Source organism: Streptomyces sp. NPDC041205 (assembly GCF_055591765.1).
This window is the reverse complement of sequence record NZ_JBVIZH010000003.1, coordinates 211826-232807: the sequence shown is the minus strand read 5'-3', so window position 1 is coordinate 232807 and position 20982 is coordinate 211826. Positions and strand designations below refer to the sequence as shown.

Annotated in this window: 21 protein-coding genes; 13 read left to right on the top strand and 8 right to left on the bottom strand. The window is 72.7% G+C overall.

The genetic code is table 11. The features are described 5' to 3' along the window. The first annotated feature begins 3 nt into the window (after positions 1-3). Together ACZ6BG_RS15280 and ACZ6BG_RS15275 are read left to right on the top strand one after the other, a co-directional pair. On the top strand, positions 4-486 hold the full coding sequence (locus ACZ6BG_RS15280) for a hypothetical protein (protein WP_469000831.1): 483 nt from the start codon (positions 4-6) through the stop codon (positions 484-486). A gap of 222 nt (positions 487-708) precedes the next feature. Next, a complete protein-coding gene (locus ACZ6BG_RS15275; RefSeq protein WP_469000828.1) occupies positions 709-1407 on the top strand; it encodes a class F sortase in 699 nt (232 codons plus the stop codon). A 61-nt stretch (positions 1408-1468) separates the two neighbouring features. On the opposite strand, the gene ACZ6BG_RS15270 is transcribed toward ACZ6BG_RS15275, so the two are convergent. Next, positions 1469-2290, bottom strand: coding sequence for a peptidoglycan recognition protein family protein (locus tag ACZ6BG_RS15270; protein WP_469000824.1), 822 nt, complete (start codon positions 2288-2290; stop codon positions 1469-1471). 240 nt (positions 2291-2530) lie between these two features. Here ACZ6BG_RS15270 and ACZ6BG_RS15265 point away from each other — a divergent pair, with 240 nt between their 5' ends. Continuing rightward, positions 2531-2953 (top strand): YciI family protein, encoded by a 423-nt coding sequence (locus ACZ6BG_RS15265; RefSeq protein ID WP_469000820.1) that lies wholly within the window; start codon positions 2531-2533, stop codon positions 2951-2953. Between the two features lie 73 nt (positions 2954-3026). Next, the gene (locus tag ACZ6BG_RS15260; RefSeq protein WP_469000818.1) at positions 3027-4307 is read left to right on the top strand and encodes an RNA polymerase sigma factor; all 1281 of its coding nucleotides are present in this window, start codon (positions 3027-3029) and stop codon (positions 4305-4307) included. 135 nt (positions 4308-4442) lie between these two features. Here ACZ6BG_RS15260 and ACZ6BG_RS15255 read toward each other — a convergent pair whose 3' ends face one another. Continuing rightward, positions 4443-5327: a LysR family transcriptional regulator gene (locus ACZ6BG_RS15255; RefSeq protein WP_469000815.1), complete on the bottom strand. Its 885-nt coding sequence runs from the start codon at positions 5325-5327 to the stop codon at positions 4443-4445. A gap of 350 nt (positions 5328-5677) precedes the next feature. On the opposite strand from ACZ6BG_RS15255, the gene ACZ6BG_RS15250 reads away from it, so the two are divergent. Next, entirely contained in the window at positions 5678-5989 is a 312-nt protein-coding gene (locus ACZ6BG_RS15250) for a ribbon-helix-helix domain-containing protein (RefSeq protein WP_469000812.1), read from the top strand. A gap of 73 nt (positions 5990-6062) precedes the next feature. Here ACZ6BG_RS15250 and asnB read toward each other — a convergent pair whose 3' ends face one another. Both asnB and ACZ6BG_RS15240 read right to left on the bottom strand, forming a co-directional pair. After that, positions 6063-7904, bottom strand: coding sequence for an asparagine synthase (glutamine-hydrolyzing) (gene asnB / locus ACZ6BG_RS15245; protein WP_469000810.1), 1842 nt, complete (start codon positions 7902-7904; stop codon positions 6063-6065). Positions 7905-8239: 335 nt separating this feature from the next. Next, positions 8240-8881, bottom strand: coding sequence for a TetR/AcrR family transcriptional regulator (locus tag ACZ6BG_RS15240; RefSeq protein WP_469000808.1), 642 nt, complete (start codon positions 8879-8881; stop codon positions 8240-8242). Positions 8882-8989: 108 nt separating this feature from the next. Between ACZ6BG_RS15240 and ACZ6BG_RS15235 the strand changes: the two genes are divergently transcribed. Next, positions 8990-9922: a DMT family transporter gene (locus ACZ6BG_RS15235; RefSeq protein ID WP_469000805.1), complete on the top strand. Its 933-nt coding sequence runs from the start codon at positions 8990-8992 to the stop codon at positions 9920-9922. Here ACZ6BG_RS15235 and ACZ6BG_RS15230 read toward each other — a convergent pair. After that, positions 9883-10476: a TetR/AcrR family transcriptional regulator gene (locus ACZ6BG_RS15230; RefSeq protein WP_469000803.1), complete on the bottom strand. Its 594-nt coding sequence runs from the start codon at positions 10474-10476 to the stop codon at positions 9883-9885. The genes ACZ6BG_RS15235 and ACZ6BG_RS15230 overlap by 40 nt on opposite strands. Positions 10477-11093: 617 nt before the next feature. On the opposite strand from ACZ6BG_RS15230, the gene ACZ6BG_RS15225 reads away from it, so the two are divergent. The 6 genes from ACZ6BG_RS15225 (at position 11094) to ACZ6BG_RS15200 (ending at position 16628) form a co-directional block, all read left to right on the top strand. After that, complete coding sequence (locus ACZ6BG_RS15225) at positions 11094-12038, top strand: Gfo/Idh/MocA family protein (RefSeq protein ID WP_469000801.1); 945 nt, start codon at positions 11094-11096, stop codon at positions 12036-12038. A gap of 452 nt (positions 12039-12490) precedes the next feature. Beyond that, positions 12491-13312, top strand: coding sequence for an MmyB family transcriptional regulator (locus ACZ6BG_RS15220; RefSeq protein ID WP_469000798.1), 822 nt, complete (start codon positions 12491-12493; stop codon positions 13310-13312). A gap of 125 nt (positions 13313-13437) precedes the next feature. Beyond that, on the top strand, positions 13438-14478 hold the full coding sequence (locus tag ACZ6BG_RS15215) for a PhlD (RefSeq protein WP_469000795.1): 1041 nt from the start codon (positions 13438-13440) through the stop codon (positions 14476-14478). A 444-nt stretch (positions 14479-14922) separates the two neighbouring features. Continuing rightward, positions 14923-15180: a hypothetical protein gene (locus tag ACZ6BG_RS15210; protein ID WP_469000793.1), complete on the top strand. Its 258-nt coding sequence runs from the start codon at positions 14923-14925 to the stop codon at positions 15178-15180. Next, positions 15180-15842 (top strand): trimeric intracellular cation channel family protein, encoded by a 663-nt coding sequence (locus tag ACZ6BG_RS15205; RefSeq protein WP_469000791.1) that lies wholly within the window; start codon positions 15180-15182, stop codon positions 15840-15842. Before ACZ6BG_RS15210 ends, ACZ6BG_RS15205 begins: the two co-directional genes overlap by 1 nt. 9 nt (positions 15843-15851) lie before the next feature. Further along, on the top strand, positions 15852-16628 hold the full coding sequence (locus ACZ6BG_RS15200) for a GNAT family N-acetyltransferase (protein ID WP_469000788.1): 777 nt from the start codon (positions 15852-15854) through the stop codon (positions 16626-16628). A 186-nt stretch (positions 16629-16814) separates the two neighbouring features. Here ACZ6BG_RS15200 and ACZ6BG_RS15195 read toward each other — a convergent pair whose 3' ends face one another. Continuing rightward, the gene (locus tag ACZ6BG_RS15195; RefSeq protein WP_469000784.1) at positions 16815-17993 is read right to left on the bottom strand and encodes an isoaspartyl peptidase/L-asparaginase family protein; all 1179 of its coding nucleotides are present in this window, start codon (positions 17991-17993) and stop codon (positions 16815-16817) included. A gap of 183 nt (positions 17994-18176) precedes the next feature. Further along, entirely contained in the window at positions 18177-19403 is a 1227-nt protein-coding gene (locus ACZ6BG_RS15190) for an acyl-CoA dehydrogenase family protein (RefSeq protein WP_469000780.1), read from the bottom strand. A 189-nt stretch (positions 19404-19592) separates the two neighbouring features. On the opposite strand from ACZ6BG_RS15190, the gene ACZ6BG_RS15185 reads away from it, so the two are divergent. Continuing rightward, on the top strand, positions 19593-20240 hold the full coding sequence (locus tag ACZ6BG_RS15185) for a TetR/AcrR family transcriptional regulator (protein WP_469000776.1): 648 nt from the start codon (positions 19593-19595) through the stop codon (positions 20238-20240). A 52-nt stretch (positions 20241-20292) separates the two neighbouring features. Here ACZ6BG_RS15185 and def read toward each other — a convergent pair whose 3' ends face one another. Next, entirely contained in the window at positions 20293-20859 is a 567-nt protein-coding gene (def, locus tag ACZ6BG_RS15180) for a peptide deformylase (RefSeq protein ID WP_468459380.1), read from the bottom strand. Between the last annotated feature and the right edge of the window lie 123 nt (positions 20860-20982).

The window sequence follows — 20982 nt, the reverse complement described above, 5'->3', positions numbered from 1 at the left end:
CCTATGTCCCACCGTGCCCGTCGTCCCCAGCGCAGCACGTCCCTGCGTGCCGCCGTCTTCGCCACCGCCGTGGCGGGCGGTGTACTCGCCGCTCCGTCGGCCACGGCCTTCGCGAGCGACACGCCGCCCAAGCCGAAGCCGACCGTCAGCAAGCCCGCCCCCGAGGACGTGGCGAAGAAGCGGGCCGCCGCCGCCGAGGACGCGAAGCAGAAGGCACCGGGAGCCCTTCCGCGCGGCGGAGTGGCCGCCGGTGACAAGCCCGTCGTACGGGAGGAGGCCCCCAAGCCGACGCCGAAGCCCGTCAGCGACGAGGCGCGGAAGCGGGCCGGTCAGCCGCCCAAGGGCGGTGTCGCGGCGGGCGAGCGCCCGGAGTCCGGCAGCGACAGCTCGGCCACGCTGATCGGTTCGGCGGCGGGCCTCACGCTGCTCGCGGGCGCAGGCACCATGGTCCTGCGCCGCCGCGCCACGGTGCGCCGGCAGGGCTGACGCCGCACCGTCCGACCGACCTGACGCGCGCCGCCCGGCCCGGCACCTGCCCGGCGACCCGAGGCACGCCGTCGGGCCGGCCGACACCCGCCCTCGTCCAGCCCGCCCGCCCCTCCCTCGGGCCGACGGCCAGCCCCCGTCCGGCTCGACCCACATCTCGGCGGTGCCGCCCCGGTCCCCCTTCACATGTCCCGGGGCGGCGCCACCGTTCACGGAGCTCTCATGTCCCCTGCGCAGCACCGGACGTCCCGTTCGCACGACGCCTCGCCCCGCACGTCCGCTCGGCGCCCGTACGGCACCCTCGTGTCCGTCGCGGGCGGCCTCGCCCTCGTGTGCGCCGCCGTGAGCGGCTGCTCGTCCGGGGGCGGTGCGCGGGCCGAGTCCTCGTCCACGTACACGGTGCGGTCGGACGACTCCCGTACCGAGGGCACCGCGGGTGGCTCCGGGCGGACGGCCGAACGCGGCACGCCCGTGGGGGCCGCCGCGCCCGTGCGTGTCGCGGTGCCGTCCATCGGCGTCAGCAGTTCCCTGATGCGGCTCGGCCTGAACGCGGACCGTACGGTCGAGGTCCCGCCGCCGGACAAGGGGATGACCGCGGGCTGGTACACCGGCGGGGCCGTGCCGGGGCAGCGCGGCGCGGCCGTCATCATCGGCCACAACGACACGCGCTTCGGCGAGGCCGTCTTCCACGACCTCAAGAAGGTGCGCACGGGCGCGGACATCGCGGTCCGCGACGCCCGCGGCAGGACGACGCACTTCAAGGTGACCCGCACCGAGACCGTCGACAAGAAGGCCTTCCCGACCGACAGGGTCTACGGCGAGACCAACTCCCGCGCCCTGCGCCTGATCACCTGCGACGGCGCCTTCGACGCGCAAGGCCATCCCGTGGACAACCTCATCGTGTACGCCACCGCCCGCTGACCGGAACCGGCACGGCGCCCCACCGGTGATCAGGGACCGGCCGGGGCAGGAGCCGCCCCGGTCAGTGCCCCCGTGCCACGGTCGTCCGCGCCGACGTCCGCCCCTGGAGCACCGCCGCCCGCTCCCTGATCGCGGGCAGCTCGGCCCGCAGCGCGGCCCCCGGGCAGTCCGTGGTGTAGCCGTCGGTGTGCCCGGCCACCGCGTGGAAGGCGGCGTGGCCGCCCGCCGGGACGCGGCTCAGGCTGTTGCTGGAGACCAGGCGGGCCGTCTGCCGCGGGTCGGTCTCGGCGAGGCCCAGCTTCCACGCGGCGAGCGCGGCGATCGCCTCCGCCATCGGCGCCGGGACCTGGCTGCCCGCCGTGAACGTACCGATCGCGGCGACGCCCGCCGTCCGGTGGTTGAACCCTTGTGTGTGGGCGCCGACGACGGGCTGGTCGACGCCGCCCCCGCGTCCCTCGTAGATCGTGCCGCAGCGGTCGACGAGGAAGTTGTAGCCGATGTCGTCGAACAGCCGGGCGCTGGTCTGGCCCTCCGCGAGGGCGCGGATGATGCGCGGCGCGTCGGCGCAGTCGTACCCGTTGGGCGAGTCGGTGTGGTGGACGAAGACCACGACGACGGGCCCGCTGTAGTGCGCGGGCGGCGTGGTGGGCCGGGTGTCGCCGAGCCACCGCTCGCGCGGCACGATGGCGGGCCTGGCCGCCCGGTGCGCCACGGCCCTGGCCTCGGTGTGCCGCCCGCCACCGCCGACCGCGTCCTCCACCCCGGCCACGCACAGCACGAGGGCGGTCACGGCCAGCAGCCCCGGCAGGCACGCGAGCGCCCAGCGCCCGCCACGGGGCAGCCGCCCCGCCACCGTCTTCCCCAGGGCCCGCAAGGCACGCATGGCCCCACTCTCGCCGCGCCCCCCGCGCCCCGCCCCGCGGATTGCTCCAGTCGAGCGACCCGGGGCGCGAGCGGACGCGGAATCCCCGGCTCCGAAGCCCCTCGAAAACCCCTCGCCGTCCCCGCGCCACATCCCGCGGAAAAAAACTCTGCCGGAGTTGTCGAGATCGAGTCGCCCGCTCCGACGTCCCCTGTGAGAGTTGCCCATGAGGGGCGACGACACGGCCAAGGAGTGGCAGTCATGAAGTATCTGGTGATGGTGCAGGGGGCCCAGGCCGACTACGACGCCATGAGCGGCAAGGCCTCGGAGCACAGCCCGGCGTGGAGCGAGAAGGAACTCCAGGCGATGTTCGCCTTCATGGGGAACCTCAACAACGATCTGTCCGAGTCCGGCGAGCTCATCGACGGCCAGGGCCTGACCGATCCCGCGCAGACCCGCCTCGTCGGCCTCGACGACAACGGCCGCCCGGTGATCACGGACGGGCCCTACAGCGAGACCAAGGAGGTCCTCGCGGGCTACTGGGTCCTGGAGTGCGAAAGCCTGGAGCGGGTCACGGAGATCGCCAAGCGCATCAACGAGTGCCCGGCCCCCGCGGGCGCCCCGACCCCGCCGGTGGTGATCCGGCCCATCCAGGAGGGCGGCGACGGCGGCTCGGGGTGCTGATCACCGCAGGGACCGGAGTGCCGATCGCCGCACCGATCGACATGCCCGCCCCCCGCGAGGACCACGGTCGGCGATGAGCGCGACCGCTGACGTCGAGGACCTGCTGCGCCTGCACGCGCCGCAGGTCCTCGGCGCGCTGGTGCGACGGTACGGCCACTTCGACGAGGCCGAGGACGCCGTACAGGAGTCCCTGCTCGCCGCCGCCCACGAGTGGCCCGGGCGGGGTGTGCCGGACAATCCGCGCGGCTGGCTGATCAGGGTGGCGTCGCGCCGCCTGACGGACCAGTTGCGCAGCGACGCGGCCCGGCGGCGGCGCGAGGAGAACGCCGCGGCGATGACGCCGCGCGACGCGTTCACCGCGCCCGCGCCCGGCGAGAGCCGCGCCCCGTCGGACGACGACACGCTCACCCTGCTGTTCCTGTGCTGCGACCCTTCGCTGACGCCCGCCGCGCAGATCGCCCTGACGCTACGGGCCGTCGGCGGTCTCACGACGGCCGAGATCGCCCGCGCGCACCTGGTGCCGGAGACGACGATGGCCCAGCGCATCAGCCGCGCCAAGCAGAAGATACGGGGCGCGCCGTTCACGCAGCCGGGGCCCGCGGACCGCGACCGGCGGCTGACCGTCGTCCTGCAAGTCCTGTACCTGATCTTCAACGAGGGCTACACGGCGACGTCGGGCGCCGCTCTGCACCGCGCCGACCTGGCCCGCGAGGCGATCCGCCTGACCCGCGCGGTGCGCAGGCTGCTGCCCCAGGAGGGCGCGGTGACGGGCCTGTTGGCGCTGATGCTGCTCACCGACGCGCGCAGCGCCGCCCGTACGGGTCCGCACGGCGAGCTGATTCCGCTGGACGAGCAGGACCGCACCCGCTGGGACGGCGAGGCGATCACCGAAGGCACCGCCCTGGTGGAGCAGGCGCTGAGTCAAGGACCCGCGGGCGTCTACCAGTTGCAGGCGGCCATCGCCGCGCTGCACGACGAGGCGGCACGCGCCGAGGACACCGACTGGCCGCAGATCCTCGCCCTGTACGACATCCTGGTGCGCCGCACACCGGAGCCGATGGCCGAGCTGGGGCGCGCCGTCGCGGTCGCCATGGTGCGCGGCCCGCGGGCCGGGCTCGGTGAACTGGCCGCACTGGAGGAGCGGTTGGCGGGACACCACCGCCTCGATGCGGTCCGCGGCCACCTGCTCGAACGCGCGGGAGATCCCGAAGCCGCCCGCGCCGCCTACCAGTTGGCGGCCCAGCGCACACTCAGCCGACCGGAGGCCCGCTACCTCCAGATGCGGGCGGCCCGGCTCTCTCCCCCCAAGCGCACCAACCCCGACGCCCCGTCGGCAGACGAGCGAGCCCCGTAGGGGGCGCGGGGAACTGCGCGCTCAGCCACAGCAGCCCCGCAGACGCACCCGTCGAGCACCAAGCAGACGCGCCAGCGGCTTTTCGCGCGCCGAGCGCGCAGTCCCCCGCGCCCCGGACGGGCCCGAGCCCACCGCTCAAGGCGCCCCGCCCGAAACCGTGTCCGCGAAGGCGCGGGCCAGCGGGCTGAGGGCGTCCCAGCGGCGCACCGCCCAGCCGACGGACAGCGGCGGCAGACCGGGCACCGGAAGCAGGCGCAGGCCGGGCGGGCCCTGGGCGCGCCACCCCGGCAGGTCGGGGACGAGCGCCTGGCCGACGCCGAGTTCGGTGAGCAGCAGCGCGGTGTCCCAGTCGGCGACGCTGGTGTGCCCGTCGGGCCCGAGGTCGAGGTCGGCCAGGGCCGCGTCGAGCCGGGCCCGGGAGGTGGACGCCTGCGGTGGCCTGATGAGCCGGGCGGCCGCGAGATCGGCGAGGTCGGCGTGCGGCTTGGCCGCGAGCGGGTCGCCGGACTGCACCGCGAGCACCCAGGGCAGCTCGGCGACGGGCCGCTGCTCGACGCCGCGCACGGGGGTGCCGATGGTGACCCAGGCGAGGTCCAGGTCGTCGGCGGCCAGCGCGTCGAAGCACGCCCGGCTCGAACTCGCCGTCTGGAACTCCAGTGTGACCTGCGGGAAGCGCTGCCGGAAACCGACGACGGCCTTGGCCATGAAGTGCCGCACGGTCGTCGCGCCGGTGGTGACGCGCACCGCGCCGCTCTCACCTCGCGCCAGGTCGCGCAGGCGGCGCAGGGCGACATCGATGCCGCCGAGGCCGTCGGCCGCGGCGGCGTGCAGGATGCGTCCCGCCGACGTCGGCACGACACCGCGCGCGTGCCGTTCGAGGAGGCTGACGGCCAGTTCCTTCTCCAGGCGTTTGACGTGCTGGCTCACCGCCGACTGCGTACAGGAGAGGTCGCGCGCCACGGCGCTGAGACTGCCGGCGCGGCAGACGGCGAGGAAGACACGGAGGTCGTCGAGCGTCACGGCCCCCAAGCTATCGCTAGGGGTCGCGGCGGCAGCCGCCCGGAGCCGGACTACGGCACGGCGGCCAGGTCCCCGCACGTCCGGCCGCCGGAATCCGGCCATGTAACGCGGATCACACACATCTGACCCGACCCATGGGAACGCCCACCCCTATTTCACCGTTGAACTAGATGAGAGCCCCGACCGCGATTCCCCCGTCCGGTCGGGGCTCTCACCGTGCCCGCGGCCCTCTCGGCGACAGCGGTCACCTCGGAGCCGACTCCGCCACCGCTTCGCGGTCCCGCCACCCCTTCGAGGGCGAATATGCCAACCGCGCCGCACGCGGCCGGTTCGGGCGGCATCATGCGTCCATGGACGGTCCAAAGACTGTGCAGGTCCTGTTCCCACCCGACGAGTACGCCGCCGTGCTCCGGCACGCCGACCGCCTCGGGATCACGCCCGCGGAGTTCATACGCCGAGCGGCGGCCGTCCACGCCGGACAGGAACCCGACACCTGCGGCTCCGGCGGCGCCCGGCGCACCGTGGTCGTGCCCCCGGTGCGCCGCAGCCTCGACGCCCGCGGCGCACCCGCGCTGCAGCGGTTCCTCGACACCCTCGCGACCGCCGACCCCACCCGGGTCCCGCCCCAGCAGCCGACGGTCCGCAACTGCTCCGGCCCCTGAAACCACGGCCCCCCGGCCGCCCTCAGCCGCGACGTCGCCGACCGACGGCGGACCTCAAGCGACACGGCAGGCCTCAGCCCACCGACACCTCGGGCCGGTACAGGTCGAACCACAGCGCGAGATCGAGCGCCCGCTCCAAACCCCGCCGCGAGGCCGGCCGCACCTGCGGAGTGTCGCGGTGCGCGAGGCGGCGCAGCACCTCGCGGTCGACGAGGCCGAAGACGGGATGCCCGGGCCTCGCGAGCAGATCCTTGGCGTGCTCCTGGAGCGCGAAGGCGTACTTGGGGTCCTGCGTCGACGGATAGGGGCTCTTGACCCGGTTGCAGACGGAGCGCGGCAGGCTGTCCCTGGCGGCCTCCCGCAGCAGCGACTTCTCCCGGCCGTCGAAGGACTTCAGCGCCCAGGGCGCGTTGTAGACGTACTCCACGAGCCGGTGGTCGCAGAACGGCACCCGCACCTCCAGGCCCACGGCCATGCTCGCGCGGTCCTTGCGGTCGAGCAGCGTGCGCACGAACCGGGTCAGATAGAGGTGACTGACGGTGCGCATGCGGTACTCGAAGTCGCTCTCCCCGTCCAGGCGCTGAACGGCACCGGCCGCCGTGGCGTAGCTGTCGCCGACGTACGTCCGCAGGTCGAGCGCGTCCAGGACGTCCTGGCGCAGCACACCCGTCTCGTCGCCGAGGGTCTCCGCGTGCCGCACCAGCCAGGGGAAGGTGCCACCCCGCCGGGCCCCCTCGTCGAAGAACTGGAGGTAGCCGCCGAACACCTCGTCCGCCGACTCGCCGGACAGGGCGACCGTCGAATGCTCACGGATCGCCTGGAAGAGCAGATACAGCGAGGCGTCCATGTCCCCGAAGCCGACCGGCATGTCACGGGCCGTCAGCATCTTCGCGCGCACCTCGGGGTCGGCGAGCGCCTGCGCGTCCAGGACGATGTCACGGTGATCGGTGCCCGCGAGGCGCGCCACGTCATGGGCGTACGGGGCGTCCGGTGTGCCGCGCAGCTCGTCCGCCACGAAGTTCTCGCTCAGGCCCGCGAAGTCGACGGAGAAGCTCCGCAGGGTCTCCCCCGAACCCGCGAGCTGTCCGGCGGCGAGGGCCGCCATGGCGGAGGAGTCGAGGCCGCCGGAGAGCAGCACGCAGCGCGGTACGTCGGCGACGAGCTGGCGACGCACGATGTCGTCGAGCAGCGAGCGCACCGCGGCGACGGTCTCATCGCGGCCGTGCGGGTGCGGGCGGGTCTCCAGACGCCAGTAGACGCGGCTGCGCAGCCCCTCGCGGTCGACGGTGACGACGGTGCCGGGCTCGACCTCGCGCATGCCGTCCCACACGGCGTGCCCCGGGGTCTTCACGAAGGCGAAGACCTCGCGCAGTCCGTCCACGCCGACGCGGGGGCGCGCCAGCGGGTTGGCGAGGATCGCCTTGGGCTCGGAGCCGAACAGGACGCCGTCGGACGTCGGGTGGAAGTAGAACGGCTTGACGCCCATGCGGTCGCGGACCATGACGAGGCGCTGCCTGCGGCCGTCCCACACGGCGAACGCGTACATCCCGTTCAGCCGCTCGGCGACGCCCTCACCCCACTGGAGATAGCCGCGCAGGACGACCTCGGTGTCCGAGTCGGTACGGAACTCGTGCCCGTGCCCGGCCAGTTCGGCGCGCAGCTCGGTGAAGTTGTACGTCTCGCCGGAGTACACCAGGGCGACGGTCCCCTCGGGCGTCGTCGCGGTCATGGGCTGCCGCCCGCCCGGCAGGTCGATGACGGCGAGCCGCCGGTGCCCCAGCGCCGCGGGCCCCTCGGCCCAGGTGCCGCGGTCGTCCGGGCCGCGGCACGCCATCGTCTCCGTCATGGCGCCCAGGGTTCGCGCGTGCTCCCGCAGTTCACGGTCGAATGAGATCCAGCCGGTGATGCCACACATGGGGTTTCCTCCTGCCGTCCGGCTGCCTTCCCGGTCGTACACCCTGAACGGCCGAACTAGATGTAATAGGCAGCTATCTCTCCAGGCTCCGCCCTCCCTCGCCCGCGGTCAACGCCTCCACGACCCGGCGAACCCGCACCAACCCAGGAATTCCGGCCGCAAGGAAGCTCGGGTCAAGGAACCACCAGGAAGCCCCACCGGGCCCTATCGCGCCGAAGCCCGCCGCGAGGCCGCACGGAACATCACCTTCCGGCCATGGGTAAAGACTTGCTCAACACATGTGCAAATACGGGAGCATCACCGCACGACAGGGACGGTCCGCCGCCGGTCCGCCGTCAGCCCGCCGGAGCGGCCGCCCGCAGCAGCGCCTGGGCGTCCTGGCGGGCGTGCTCGATCGCGTCGGGAAAGATCCCCATGCCGTACGCGACGAGCCCGCCCTCGTGCAGCAGCATCAGGGACCTGCCCAGCGACGCCGCCCGGCGCGGCGCGAACGGCCGCGCCAGGTCGGTGAAGAGCCCGAGCATCCACGCCTTCTGGCCGGCGATCACCACATACGCGGGGTGCGCGGGGTCGGTGATCTCCGCGTGGGCGTTGATCATGCTGCAGCCCCGGGGCAGGCTGCGCTCGGCCCAGTCGCGGGAGGCGTCGAAGACGGCCAGGGCACGGGAGCGGGGCGAGCGGGCGCGCTCCAGACGTCCGGCGAGGAAGGCCCGCCAGCGCTCGTCGCGGTCCGCCAGGTACTCGACGACGATCTGATCCTTGGAGCCGAACCGGTCGTACAGCGTCTTCTTCGTCACGCCGGCCTCGGCCGCGATCAGGTCGACGCCGACGGCGTGGATGCCGCGCTCGTAGAACAGCCGCCCGGCCGCCTCGAGGACCTTGCGCGCGCCGGGCGTCAGAGGAACGCGGCGCGGCCCCTGCCCGGGGGCGTCCGGCGCCCGCACCGCGTCCGGTTCGCGCTTCCCGTGCTCACTCATGCACCCACCTCACCACATCGACCCCGCCCCCATAGTAGACCGATCTGTATACTCATTCTCCTGAAGTAAACAGATCGGTCTACTTCGCTCGGCCACAGGAGGCACGCCGTGAACGTCCTGCTCTCCCTCGGATTCGTGCTGACCTGGAGCTCCGGCTTCATCGGCGCCAAGCTCGGCGCGGGCAGCGCGGACGCGGTGACCGTCCTGATGTGGCGGTTCCTGCCGCTCGCCGCGGTCCTCGCGCTGCTGGCCGCGACCGTGACCAGGGCGTCCTGGCACGGCCTCACGGCCCGCGACGTGGGGCGCCAGGCGGTCGTGGGCGCCCTGTCCCAGAGCGGCTATCTCCTGACCGTGTACTACGCGATCCAGCTCGGCGTCTCCAGCGGTACGACAGCGCTGATCGACGGGACCCAGCCGCTGGTCGCGGGCGCGCTCGCCGGACCGCTGCTCGGCCAGTACGTGTCACGCACCCAGTGGCTCGGCCTCGCGCTCGGCCTCGCCGGCGTGGTGATCGTCACGGCCGGCGACGCGGCGGCGGGCACCGGCGCGCCCTGGTGGGCCTATCTGGTGCCGTTCCTCGGCATGCTGTCGCTGGTCGCGGCGACCTTCCTGGACCGCCGCGCACGCACCCCCGTCGCGCCCTCGGCCGCGATGACCGTGCACTGCGTGACCAGCGCCGTCATCTTCACGGTGCTCGCCCTCGCCCTGGGCGCGGCGGCGCCCGTCGCCGAGACGTCGTTCTGGGCGGCGATCGGCTGGCTCGTGGTCCTGTCGACGTTCGGCGGGTACGGCCTGTACTGGCTGATCCTGCGCCGGGGTGGCGTCACCCGCGTCAACACGCTGATGTTCCTGATGGCGCCGGTGACGGCGCTGTGGGGCGCGGCGATGTTCGGGGAGCCGTTCGGCGTCCAGACGGTTGCAGGCCTCGCCGTCGGGCTCGCCGCGGTCGCGGTGGTGCACCGGGGCGGGACCGGGCCGCGGCGCCGGGGGCCCGGCCGGGATCACTCGGGGGTCAAGCAGGCCTGCACGGCGGGGGCGTAGCGGTCGGTGATGTCGGCTATCGCCGTCGCCCGCAGGTGCGGGCCGCGCGCGATGCCGTACATCACGCCGAGCCCGAGCAGCATCCCGACGGCCAGCTCGGCACGCAGCCCCGCGTCGGGGCCCGTCAGGCGATCGCCGAGCCTGCGCACCACCTGCGTGCGGAAATTGGCGCGCAGGACGTAGCCGTGCTCGCGGTGCAGCGGCGCGTACACGATGCGCAGGATGGGGTCGGCGCCCCGCTCGGCCTGGCTGGTCAGGAGGTGGTGGACCATATGGCGGCCGAGGCGCTCCACGGGCGCGTCGAGCACCTCCTCCGCGTCGGCCTCGAAGGACATGATCCCGGCGAACAGCGCGTCCTTGCTGCCGAAGTACTTCAGGACCAACGGCGGGCTCACCCCGGCGCGTTCGGCCACCGCCTTGAGCGTGATGTCGGTGTGCGCGTGCCGGGCGAGCAGATGGCGGGCGGCACGCACGATCGCGGCCTTCGTCGCCTCGGCGTCGCGGCGCGCGGGGCTCGGCGCGCACGGCGCCGGGTGTGAGGTCGAGCTGGTCATGGTGTCACTTTCCGTCGCTGGCCGCCTTTTTGGGCGGCCGGGTCCGAGCGTATGGCGCCGGGCGCCGCGAGGACCACGAATCGGGCGGACGTGACACGGAGACGCCGATCACGGTCAGGCCCGGTGGCCGCGCCATAACGCTCCCCATACCCCCCGGGGCACACCGACCGGTGCGCACCCGCCGGAATGCCGGATGTCGGGAACTCCCGGACAGTCAGGACAGGTTGCCCGCCCCCTTTCGGACAGCGGCAATCAGCCACAAGTGAATGCGAATTCACCCCGCACCCACCCTTGGCCACGAATTGCCATTCACCGACCGAGAGTTGACGGTACGTCGAGAATGGAGGCACAGCCCGGCGAACAGTGTGAGCCGTTCCACGCCTTCTTCACCGGATACACGCGAACGCGCGCCCAGGAAGCACGCGAACGCACGAGAGGGAGCGGCGCGCACACGCGAGAGGGGGCATACGAAGAAAAGGTCCAGACCTTCGGCGCCGCGCCGGTTCCTCTCTTCTCACCGGACGCGTCAGAAGGCCTCGCCGGTATCAGCCGCACCCCGCCCCGCATCCCGGCCGCACCCGTACTGCAGCCACAGCGGGCTCCGCCATACTGCGCGCATGGAGAGACTTCGAGTGGGCTTGATCGGCACGGGTCCCTGGGCAACACGGACGCACGCGCCGGTACTCGCCGGGCACCCCGGTGCGACGCTGTCGGGAATATGGGGCCGCCGTCCGAAAGCGGCGGCCGAGCTGGCGGCCGCACACGCCGCCACCGCGTACGAGGACGTCGACGAACTGTTCGCCGCGAGCGACGCGGTCGCCTTCGCCGTGCCGCCGGACGTCCAGGCGCCGCTGGCCGAGCGGGCCGCGGCGGCGGGCTGCCATCTGCTGCTGGACAAGCCGGTGGCCACCTCGCCGGCGGTGGCGCGCGGCCTCGCCGACGCGGTGGAACGGGCCGGGGTGGCGTCCGTGGTCTTCTTCACGCTCCGGTTCGCCCCGCCCATGGCGCAGTGGCTGGCGCGCCGGGCCGAGGAGGGGCCGTGGTTCACGGCGCGCGCCGACTGGTACAGCTCGTTCTTCGCGGCGGACGGCAGCGGTGCCTTCGACTCGCCGTGGCGGGCCGCCAAGGGCGGCCTGTGGGACGTCGGACCGCATGCGCTTGCTGTGCTCACGGCGGTGCTCGGCGAGGTCACGTCGGTGACGGCGGCGCCGGGGCCCGCGGACACCGTCCATCTGATCCTGCGGCACGCGGGCGGCGCGTCGAGCACGGCGACGCTCACGCTGCGGGCGCCGCGGGCGGCCGAGGGCCTGGTCCTCGAGTTCCGCGGCGAGGGCGGGACGGCCGTGCCGCCGGGGTGGGGCGAGAGCGGGTGGGGCGATTCGACCGATGCGTTTCGGTCAGCGGTCGACGCCCTGGTGCGTGCGGCGGGCGGCGGGGAGCGGCACGCGTGCGACGTACGTTTCGGACTGCGGGTGACGGAAATCCTCGCTGACGCGGAACGGCAAGTGGAGGCGCGAAGGGAGACGGAACTTCCGGCTCAGCAGCCGACCGGGGCCTCTTGAAGCACGTCCGGGCACTCGCGCCGCCCGTAACAACACGGGCGGCCGGTACCGTGGCCGCTACGTAATGGCGAGTGACGGCACCGGCCGCAGCCAGTGAACCCAGGAACCGAACCGGGCGGTAACTGCCACGCGGGTACACACTGCTCAGTTTCCGACCACACGGATCGGAATACGAACAACCGGTCCCACGCACTACCCGACTACGACCCCGTAGGCCTAGGGGGTGTCCAACGCCGAGGAATTTCAGCCAATTTCACGCCACTCGAACAGGACGCCCCTGAGTTGTGCCCACGAGCCCACCGACGATCAAACCTGCAGGTCGGTGGTCTCGCGTACTCCATGATGCCGCATCGACTGATCGTTTTCTTCAGGCAATGTTTATGCCCAAAGAAGTTGCGAATATTTAGACTGCTGATGCTCAACTCGGCGTGCACGAAGAGGGATTACCCACCATGAACAAGACGGCGCTACGCGCTCTGCTCCGTGAACGACGCGCCCTCATCGCCCCCGAATCGCACGGGTTCGTCCGTTCGACGGGCCAGGGCCGCCGGGCTCCCGGGCTGTCCCAGCACCAGGTGGACCAGCTCCTCCACCGCACTCTCGGCACCTATCACCGTCTGGAGTCGGGCAATTACCCGAACCCGCCGACCTCTCTCCTGCGCGATGTGGCCCGCCTGTTCGGGTTGAACGAACAGGAATGGGTTTCCTTGTGCCGTTATGCCCTACTACAGGATCCTCCGGGGCCGCTGCACTTGTCGTCGGGCAAGGAGATTCCCGGCGTCTGGCAGGAGGCCGTGGACGGTGTGCGGCACATGGCGTACATCACGGACGCCTCCTGGGACATGCTCGCCCACAACGAGGCCTTCACTCGGATGTTCCCGGACAGCCAGGTCCCCACGAACGTGATGCGCTGGATGGTCCTGGACCCGGTGGGCCGCGCGCACCTCCTCGACTGGCGCACCACCTGGGCCCCGATGGTGCTGCCGCAACTGCGCGCCGCCCTCGCCTCCCGGCCCGAGGACGAAACGCTCCGCCAGATCGAGAAGGAGGTCCTCGCCGACCCCGAGACCGCTCCCTACTACGGCGCCGGGCGCCCCTTCCCCCACCCCGACGGCGACGAGCGCCCCCTCATGCACGCCGAGCTGGGCCCCGGCTGGGTCACGATGTGCGCGGCTCAGCCCTTGACGGCTCCCGGCGCCCGGCTGATGATCCTGGTGTTCCACCCCGGGACACAGCGCTCCCACCCGCGCACGCCCATGCTCCGCTCCTCTTGATCCTCCAGTCGGCCTGACCCCCCAATCGGCCCAGAGGGAGGAGCACGGCAGGATGCATGTTCGATGTGGTGCAGTACTTTGGCCCCAGATCCCCACATCGGATCGTGCCTCGTGGGAGCCCTTCCATGCCAGCTCATGTACTCAGACCTCTGACCGTCCTGGGTGATCACCAGGTCACCACCGCAGAGATAGCCGAAGACATCCGGAACCAGCATCCGGACCACCCGCGACTGGGCGCGTTCCTCCGCGTCGTCGGCAACTGCGGGGTTCGGACGCGTTACTTCACCCGGCCGCTGGGCTCCCCCACCGTCTCGGGCTCCGCCGGGATAGAGGAACGCGTCAGCATGGCCTTCGAGGACGCCCTCGCCATGGCGGAGAAGGCGGCCAAGGCGGCCTTCGACCAGGCCGGGCTCACGGCGCTCGACATCGACGCCATCGTGACCACGCACACGACGAGCTGGGCTGTCCCGAACCTGGACATCAACCTGATCGACCGGCTCTGTCTGCGCCCCACGGTGCGCCGCGTGGCCCTGACGACCGTGGCCTGCCCGGGTGGCGCCCAGGCGCTGATCCGCGCCGCCGACCTGGTGGCCGCGCGGCCCGGCAGCAAGGTCCTGGTGGTGGCCGGGGAAGTCCTGTCCGGCATCTACCACAACGCCGACGACACCATCGAGTCGATGATCTACAAGGCCCTGTTCGGCGACGCGGCGGCAGCGACGATCGTCACCGACGAGCCCCTCGGTCCTGGCCTCGTCATCGAGGACAGCTTCGAGTACATCCTGCCGCACAGCGTCGACCGCCAGGCGGGCCGCATCGACCACGCGGGCATCCATTTCGTGTCCACGAAGAAAGCGCTGTCCGCAGCCGACGACGTGCTGCCCACGCTCACGGACTGGGTCGGCACGGACCGCCCCGGGTTCGCCGTCATCCACCCGGGCAGCCCGCGCATCATCGCCGACACGGCGGCGGCGCTCGGCCTCGACGAGCACGACACGCGGCACTCCACGGACACCCTCGCCCACGAGGGCAACATCGGCGGGGTCAGCGTCCTGCGCGTCCTCGAGCGCACCCACGCCGACCCGCCCGCCGACGGCTCACTCGGCTACACCATCGCCTTCGGCCCCGGTTTCGCCACCGCGGCCCTGCGCTGCCGCTGGCAGTCCTGACTCCGTCTCCTGGCACTCCCCGCCGCACCCTCCCGCCGACGTCCCACGCCCCGGCCCGCGTACGGCATTCGGCGCCCCGGCCCACTCGAAGCACTCTGCCGGACCCGTCGGCTGCCACCACCCCGCTTTGCTCCTCCTTTCCGCTATTTGCCGTGCCTTTGCATAAGGCGCCTCTGCACGCGGCGGCTTTGCGCGAGACGGCCGGGTGCGCTGCGCTGGTGCGTGAGGCGACTTTGCGCGCCATGCGTTTGCGCAACGAAGCTGCGCGCGACGCGGCTTCGTTCGACGGGCCCCCGTCGCCTCCGTGACCGGGCCCCATCCGTTGTCGGCCCCGCCCTTCCATGCTCGGCTCCTCCGCGCTCGCACTCCCTCATCCTTTCGGCCATCACGATCCGTCCACCTGACCGATGGCGCGCCCCGGGCCGCGCCGGACAAGCTGGACGGATGTTCACGGCGCGTAATCCCAGGTGGTGGCTCAGGGCGGCGGGGGCCGTCGGCGTGGTCGGGCTGACGGCGGCGCTCCTCGCGAGCGGGCCCGCCCGGCACGGGCGGCCCCGCCCCGGACCGGGTGACGGCGGCGCGGATCCCCGGCTCGACGCGGCCGCCCTGGCGATCGCCGTCGTCGTGTCGACGGCCGTCCTCCTGCTGCTGCGCCGCCCCGCCACGGGCAAGGACGCGGACGGCCGCGAGGTGGGCCGCTGATGCTGCACACGCTGTACCTGGTCGGCATCGCCGCCTTCGCCGCCAGCGGCGTGCTCGCCGCGCACCGCGCGCGGATGGATCCGTTCGGCGGCCTCGTGCTCGCCTTCGTCGCCTCCGTCTCCGGCGGCACCCTGCGCGACCTCATCCTGGACCGGCACCCGCTGTACTGGACACACGACTGGGTCCTGCTCACGGTCATCGCCTGCACGGGCGTGGCCACGATGCTGTTCCTGCGCCACCGGGAGCTGCCGCAGCGCACGCTCATGGTGGTGGACGCCGTCGGCCTGGCCGTGGTGACCGTCATGGGCGCGCAGGCCGCCATCGACGCTGGCGTCACACCGCTCGCCGTCGTCCTCCTCGCGGTCCTCACGGGGGTGACCGGCGAGGTCCTGCGCGATGTGCTGTGCGGCCAGTTCCCGCCGCTGCTGCTGCGCGAGGAGGTGTACGCGACCGCCGCGCTCGCGGGCGCCCTGTGCTACCTCGGCCTGCACCACGCCGGCGCGTCCCCGACCGCGACGACAGTGACCTCGGCCGGCCTCGTGCTCGCCCTGCGCCTCGCCGCGATCACCAAGTCCCTGCACCTGCCGCCGCTCTCCCGCGCCGAGAGCGCGGACGACGCCCCCGCACGAAATCCTGTTGCCCCACCGGAACCGCCCTGCTGAAGTGACCGCATGGATCACTCAGCGGTGCTCGCGGCGTACGACCGGCAGATTCGGCAGAACCTGGATCCCGACGGCCCCGGTGTGGTGGTCGAGCGGCTGGACGGTGTCGTACGCCGGGTGGGCGGCGCGCACGACTGGAACGGCGTCGTGTGGTCGGACCTGGACGAGAGCACCGCGGACGCGGCCATCGCCGCGCAGGTGCGCCACTTCACCTCGCGCGGCCTGGAGTTCGAGTGGAAGGCGTACTCCCACGACCTGCCCGCGGACCTGCCCGACCGGCTCCTCGCGGCCGGGTTCACGCCCGAGCCGCCCGAGGCCCTGATGGTCGCCGCCGTGGACGAGCTGCCCCTGGACGCGGGTCCGCCCGAGGGTGTCCGGCTGGTCCCGGTGACGGACGCGGCCGGTGTGCGGCTGATGGTCGACGTGCACGAGCAGGCCTTCGGCACGGACGGCACCGCCCTCGGCAGGCAGCTGCTCGACCAGCTCACGACGGCCCCGGACACCATCGCCGCCGTCGTCGCCCTCGCCGGTGACGTCCCGGTGAGCTCGGCCCGCCTGGAGTTCCGCCCGGGCACGGACTTCGCGGGCCTGTGGGGCGGCGGCACCGTGACCGAGTGGCGCGGCCGCGGCATCTACCGCTCCCTGATCACCCACCGCGCCCGCATCGCGGCCGCCCACGGCGTACGCCACCTCCAGGTCGACGCGTCCAGTCAGAGCCGCCCGATCCTGCACCGCCTCGGCTTCACGGAACTGGGCACGACAACGCCCTACGTATACAAGCCGTGAGCCCGGCCCGGGCCGGAACCCGCGTGGGCGGCCGAGGACGGTCGGGTGACGGCGCTCGCGGGGCAGGGAACGGAGCCGTGCGGGGGCCGGACGGTCTGTCGGACCCAACGGCCGGGACGACTCGAAGCGCCCCGGGGCCGAGGGGCACCGCCCCCTCCCCCGGCCCGGCCGAGACGCCACCCACTCTCACGTATTGGACGGAGTCTCATCCGGGAAGATCTTCGTGACGACCTTCCCGCTCTTCGTGAGATAGCCGTGCAGCATGCCCGGGCTGCTGTGCGGCGCGTCGAACTCCCCGTCGGGCGCGAGCGCGATCACGCCCCCTTCGCCGCCGAGCTTCGGCAGGCGCTCGACGATCACTTCGTACGCGGCGGACGCGACGTCCGCGCCCTTGAACTCCACGAGGTTGGAGATCGTCGAGGTGGCGGCGCCCCGGATGAACACCTCACCGGCGCCGGTGGCGCTCGCGGCGATCGTGGTGTTCTTCGCGTACGTCCCCGAGCCGATCAGCGGTGAGTCACCGACGCGGCCGGGGAGTTTGTTGGTCATGCCGCCGGTCGAGGTGGCCGCCGCCAGATCGCGTCGCTTGTCGACGGCCACCGCGCCGACCGTGCCCTTGGACTGCGCGTCGGCGATCGCGGCGGGCGAGTCGGCGGCACGATCGCCGCCCTCGGCGCCCTTGGATGACTGTGAGCTCTTGGCCGCGCCCCCGCCGCCCCTCTCCGCCTCCTTGGCGGCCATCAGGGCGTCCCAGCGCGCCTGCGTCCAGTAGTAGTCCTGGGTGACGGTCTTCAGGCCGTGTCGCGCGCCGAAGTCGTCGGCGCCCTCGCCCGCGAGCAACACATGCGGGGACTTGTCCATGACCGCGCGGGCGCCCGCGATGGGGTTGCGCAGGCTCTTCACGCCCGCCACCGCGCCCGCCTTCAGGTCCGAGCCACGCATGATCGACGCGTCCAGCTCATGTCCCGCGTCCGCGGTGAACACGGCGCCCTTGCCCGCGTTGAACAGCGGGTCGTCCTCCAGTTCGACCACGGCCGCCTGCACGGCGTCCACACTCGAACCGCCCTTGTCGAGGATCTTCTGCCCGGCCCGCAGGGCCTTGCCGAGCCCGTCCCGGTACGCCTTCTCGCGCTCCGGGGTCGTCTTGTCCCGGTCTAGCGCGGTCCCGGCCCCGCCGTGCACGGCCAGGACCACGTCCCGCGCGTCGGGCTTGCCCTTCCCTGCGGGGCGCTCCCCGTGCCCGGCGGGCACGGACCGGCCGTCCGGCTCCCGGCCGTCTCCCTGGGGGACGACCACCGCCGTCACGGTGACCGCGGCGGCGGTGGCGAGGACGGGGATCAGCCAGGTCAGGGGGCGTCTGCGCATCGGCACTCCTCAGCAGAGGGAACGCGGGCGTCCACGGTAATGGCATGACCATGGCGCCTGCCAGAGCGCCTCCTCAGCCCCGGCCCGCACCCCCGTCACACGCCCAGCGCCCTCATGACCCGCCCCTGGGGCCGGTCCGGCGCGACGCCGCGCCGGACCGCCCCGGGCCACGCTCCCCGCCCCTCAGCGGATCGGCAGCCCCGACAGCGTCCGCGCGATCACCAGGCGCTGGATCTCGCTCGTCCCCTCGAAGATCGTGTAGATCGCGGCATCCCGGTGCATGCGCTCCACCGGGTACTCCCGCGTGAAGCCGTTGCCACCGAGGATCTGGATCGCCTGGGCGGTGACCTTCTTCGCGGTCTCGCTCGCGAACAGCTTGGACATCGAGCCCTCGGCCGACTCGAACTTCTTGCCCGTGGTCGCCATCCAGGAGGCCCGCCACACGAGGAGACGGGCCGCGTCGATCTGCGTCCGCATGTCGGCCAGCTGGAAGGCCACGCCCTGGTTGTCGATGATCGGGCGGCCGAACTGCGTACGCGTCTTGGCGTACTCCAGGGCCTCCTCGTACGCGGCGCGGGCCGTGCCCACCGCCATCGCGCCGACCGCGGGACGGGACGCCTCGAAGGTCGCCATGGCGGCGTTCTTCAGGCGCTCGCCGCCGCTCTTCGCACGCTCACGCGCGCGTGCCAGGCGCTCGTCCAGCTTGTCCTTGCCGCCGAGCAGGCAGGAGCCGGGGACGCGCACGTCCTCCAGGACGACCTCGGCGGTGTGCGAGGCGCGGATGCCGTGCTTCTTGAACTTCTGGCCCTGGGACAGGCCGGGGGTGTTCGGCGGCACGATGAAGGACGCGTGGCCCTTGGAGCCCAAATCGGGGTCGACCACCGCGACGACCACGTGGACGCTCGCGATGCCGCCGTTGGTCGCCCAGGTCTTGGTGCCGCTCAGGACCCACTCGTCCTTGGCCTCGTCGTACACCGCGCGGGTGCGCATGGACGCCACGTCGGAGCCCGCGTCCGGCTCGGACGAGCAGAAGGCGGCGACCTTCACGTCGTTCACGTCGCCGTACATCTGCGGGATCCAGGTGCCGATCTGCTCCTCGGTGCCGTTGGCGAGGACGCCGACGGCGGCGAGGCCGGTGCCGACGATGGAGAGGGCTATGCCCGCGTCGCCCCAGAAGAGCTCCTCCATCGCCATGGGTATGCCGAGCCCGGTGGGGTCGAAGAACTGCTGGGCGTAGAAGTCCAGGGAGTAGATGCCGACCTTCGCCGCCTCCTGGATCACCGGCCAGGGCGTCTCCTCGCGCTCGTCCCACTCGGCGGCCGCGGGCCGGATCACGTCGGCGGCGAACCCGTGGAGCCAGTCCCTGACCTCCTTCTGCTCGTCACTCAGCTCCATGGTGAACTCGGCCATGACCCCTCCAGGACTGCGGAACCCTGCTACGTTACTTCCGGTAACTGGAGTGTGTTACCGGCCGGTAGCCGATGTCAACTCCCGGCAGCCCGTTCGATGCGCACCCTCACGCGAGTGTTACGTTTCGCGTGCGTCAGGCATTTCGCACGGCGCGTGCGTCACGCAATCGCACGGGCGGAGAGACACCCCATGGAGACCACGCAGCGGACCGATCAGCAGCGGTCCGCCGAGCAACGGCGACGCGAGCTTCTGGAGGCGGCCGACCGCGTCGTGCTCCGCGACGGACCCGGCGCCTCGATGAACGCCATCGCCGCCGAGGCAGGCATCACCAAGCCCATTCTGTACCGGCACTTCGGCGACAAGGGCGGACTGTACGCGGCCCTCGCCAAGCGGCACACGGACGCCCTGCTCGCCTCGCTGCGCGCCGCCCTCGACGCCCCCGCCGAGCGCCGGGAGCGGGTGGAGGCGACGCTCGACACCTACCTCGCTGCGATCGAGGCCCGCCCGCAGGTCTACCGCTTCCTGATGCACCCCTCGGAGGCGGGCACGGCCGGCGACCAGGGCGGCTTCGACGTCGGCCTGCACTCCGCCCCCCTGCTGCGCCGCCTCGGCGAGGAACTGGCCGAGGTCATCGAGGAGCGGGTCGACCTCGGCCCGGAGAGCGCCCGTCTCGCCCGGGTCTGGGGCCATGGCATCGTCGGCATGATGCACGCGGCCGGTGACTGGTGGCTCGGCGAACGGCCCTGTTCGCGCGCCGAGTTGGTGGGCAGCCTGGCCGACCTGCTGTGGGGCCGGCTCGCGGCGGCGGGCAACCGCATGGGCGGGCCAGGCTTCTGAGCGCTTCCCGGACGGCCTTTCCGAGAGCATCCCGGGCAGCGGTGACCGCGGTTCAGGCCGTGGTCGCCGCGGCCTCGGCGCGGGTCGCCCACGGAGCCTTCGCCGCCTGGCGCAGCACCCGGCGGCGGCGCCACCCGGTGACGTGATCGGTGTACACCCCGCCCTCCAGGTGGTCGTACTCGTGCTGCAGGCAGCGCGCGAAGAACCCGGTGCCGTGCACCCGCACCGCCTCCCCGCGCATCGTGACGCCCTCCAGGACGGCGTGGTCGAAGCGCGGGGTCGCCGCCTCGAGGCCCGGCAGCGACAGACACCCTTCCGGCCCCCGGACGCTCACCCCGTCCACATCGACCAGGCGCGGGTTCACCAGGTGCCCGAGATGGCGCACGTCCTCGTCGTCCGGGCAGTCGTACACGAACACCCTCAGGCCCACGCCGATCTGATTCGCGGCCAGGCCGACGCCCTTGGCGGCGTACATCGTGGCGAACATGTCCTCGACGAGCGCGGCCAGTTGGGGACCGAAGTCGGTCACCTCCGCGCCGGGGGCGTGCAGCACGGGGTCGCCGAGCAGGGTCAGGGGTCGTACGCGCCCTGAGGCGCCCGGGATCGAGCCGTGTCGCATGGCGGCAAGAGTACGGTCCAGGGGAGAGCAGCAGCGTGAGCAGGTGGTGTGATTCGGGCTTGTCTGCCGATCTCGATAGGCTGGCCCGACACGATGCCGGGCAGGCGCGGCGCCGTACGCAAG